The following is a 2,303-nucleotide window of genomic DNA, read 5'->3' as shown; positions in this document are numbered from 1 at the left end:
CGCTCCCGGCGCAGCCAGTCCGCCCACAGCGAGGTGATCAGCCCGCCGGCGGAGTGTGCGAGGGGGACGACCTTCGCGCCCTGGCCGCGCTCGCCGACGATGACGTGCAGCGCGTCCGTGAGCTCGGGGAAGTAGTTGGCAAGGTCCTCGGTGTAGTGCCAGTACTCGCCGTTCTGCCGCGAGCGCCCGCACCTGCGCAGGTCGATGGCGTAAAAGGCGTACCCGGCGGCGGTGAATTCCTCGGCGACGTGAGTCTGGAAGAAGTAGTCGCTCATCCCGTGTACCCAGAGGATCGCGGGTTTTGTCGGATCAACCGCGTCCGCATTGAGGCTCGTTCGCACAATGGTGGCGCGCGTGCCCTTCCCGGTATCAGGGTCCTTGCCCTGCGGGAGGAACGCGGATTCAAATCCGTCACCGAGCACGTCGGGGTACCAGTCGGGGCTCATGCTTGTCGACGTCACGCCGTCCCAAGCGCCTGCGGGGGTGTTCTCCGGGGTCTTTGTCATGTCACTGATCCTAGCGAAGGGGGTGGGGTGCACGGTGGCGTCGAGAAGCGTGAAAGCCGTGCCACGCAGGCCAAACATCGTACCATTATCCGGGGGTATGGGTGGACAATGGCGGAGGCAACTGGCGTATTGTGGATGGGTGACGTGAAGGCGAGGTGCACTCGCAATGAATACACAGTGAATGAGGGAAATCACGATGTCTGATACAGCAGCCAACCGCTACGACGATGAGGTGGACGTCCTCCTCATCGGCACCGGTATCATGTCCGCGACACTCGGCGCTATGCTCCGCCAGCTCGAGCCAAACTGGACCCAGGTGATCTACGAGCGCCTCGAGGGGCCTGCGCAGGAGTCCTCCTACGCGCTGAACAACGCCGGCACCGGCCACTCCGCGCTGTGCGAGCTGAACTACACGCCGGAGAAGAACGGCCGCATCGACGTCTCCAAGGCGATGGCGATTAATGAGAAGTTCCAGGTCTCCCGCCAGTTCTGGTCCCACCAGATCGAGCACGGCGTGCTGGGCGATCCGAGCGAGTTCATCAACCCGGTCCCGCACGTCTCCTTCGCGCAGGGCGACGACCAGATTGACTACCTGCGTCGCCGCTACGACGCGCTATCTGCAAACCACATGTTCCCCAACATGCAGTTCACCGACGACCAGGACGTGTTCGCCGAGAAACTGCCGCTGATGGCCAAGGGCCGCGACTTTGATGCCGAGCCCGTCGCGATCTCCTGGACCGACGCGGGTACGGACATCAACTACGGCGCGCTGTGCAACCAGTTCTTCGACGCAGCCACCCAGGCGGGCACCGAAATCCGCTACGGTCACGAGGTGACCAACCTCAAGCGCGAGGGCAACTTCTGGAAGGTCACCGTGCGCAACGTGCACACGGGTGACAAGAAGGTCACCCGCGCGCGCTTCGTCTTCGTCGGCGCGGGCGGATACGCCCTGGACCTGCTGCGCAAGGCGGGCGTGCCCGAGGTCCGCGGCTACGCCGGCTTCCCCATCTCTGGCATGTGGCTGCGCACCACCAACCAGGAGCTCGTCGCCCAGCACAAGGCAAAGGTCTACGGCAAGGCGAAGGTCGGTGCCCCGCCGATGTCCGTGCCGCACCTGGACCTGCGCGTCATTGACGGCGAGGAGTCTCTGCTCTTCGGCCCGTACGGCGGCTGGACCCCGAAGTTCCTGAAGAAGGGCTCGTACCTGGACCTGTTCAAGTCCATCCGCCCGGACAACATCCCGTCCTACCTGGGCGTTGCGGCCACCAACTTCGGCCTGGTCAAGTACCTGGTGGAGGAGGTCTTCCGCGACTTCGACGGCAAGATGGACGTCCTGCACGAGTACTACCCGGAGGCCGACCCGAAGGACTGGGAGGTCGTCGTCGCGGGCCAGCGCGTGCAGGTGATCAAGCCCGCGCCGGCACCATCCTTCGGCTCCCTCGAGTTCGGCACGGCGCTGGTCAACGACCAGTCCGGCTCCATCGCCGGCATCCTCGGTGCGTCCCCGGGCGCATCCATCACCCCGTCCGCGATGCTCGAGCTGCTCGAGCGCTGCTTCGGTGAGCGGATGATCGAGTGGCGCGAGGAGCTCCACGAGATGTTCCCCACCTACGGCAAGTCCCTCAAGGACAACAAGGAGGCCTACGACAAGCAGTGGGCCTGGACCGAGAAGACGCTGAAGCTCGAGGACAAGAAGTAGTCACCCCACCGGCGTGACCCGGCCGGGGCCGTTTACGTACCGCAGAAGGTACGGAACGGCCCCGGCTTTTCCGGTTGGGCCATCCACTCCTCGCCGGC

2 protein-coding genes are annotated in these 2,303 nt (G+C 64.8%); one reads left to right on the top strand and one right to left on the bottom strand.

What is annotated here, in order from left to right; genetic code table 11:
• Positions 1 to 506: alpha/beta hydrolase (locus tag EAW56_RS11795; RefSeq protein ID WP_244213428.1), on the bottom strand; the 506-nt coding region annotated here is incomplete at its 3' end.
• A gap of 196 nt (positions 507 to 702) precedes the next feature.
• Here EAW56_RS11795 and mqo point away from each other — a divergent pair.
• Complete coding sequence (mqo, locus tag EAW56_RS11790; RefSeq protein WP_095547180.1) at positions 703 to 2,205, top strand: malate dehydrogenase (quinone); 1,503 nt, start codon at positions 703 to 705, stop codon at positions 2,203 to 2,205.
• Positions 2,206 to 2,303 lie beyond the last annotated feature (98 nt).

This window comes from Corynebacterium gottingense (assembly GCF_003693265.1).
Lineage (GTDB): Bacteria > Actinomycetota > Actinomycetes > Mycobacteriales > Mycobacteriaceae > Corynebacterium > Corynebacterium gottingense.
This window is presented reverse-complemented; position numbering and strand designations above follow the sequence as displayed.

Excerpts from the sequence above, each read along its gene's own strand:
- mqo (WP_095547180.1), top strand. The coding sequence starts at position 703 with ATGTCTGATACAGCAGCCAACCGCTACGACGATGAGGTGGACGTCCTC.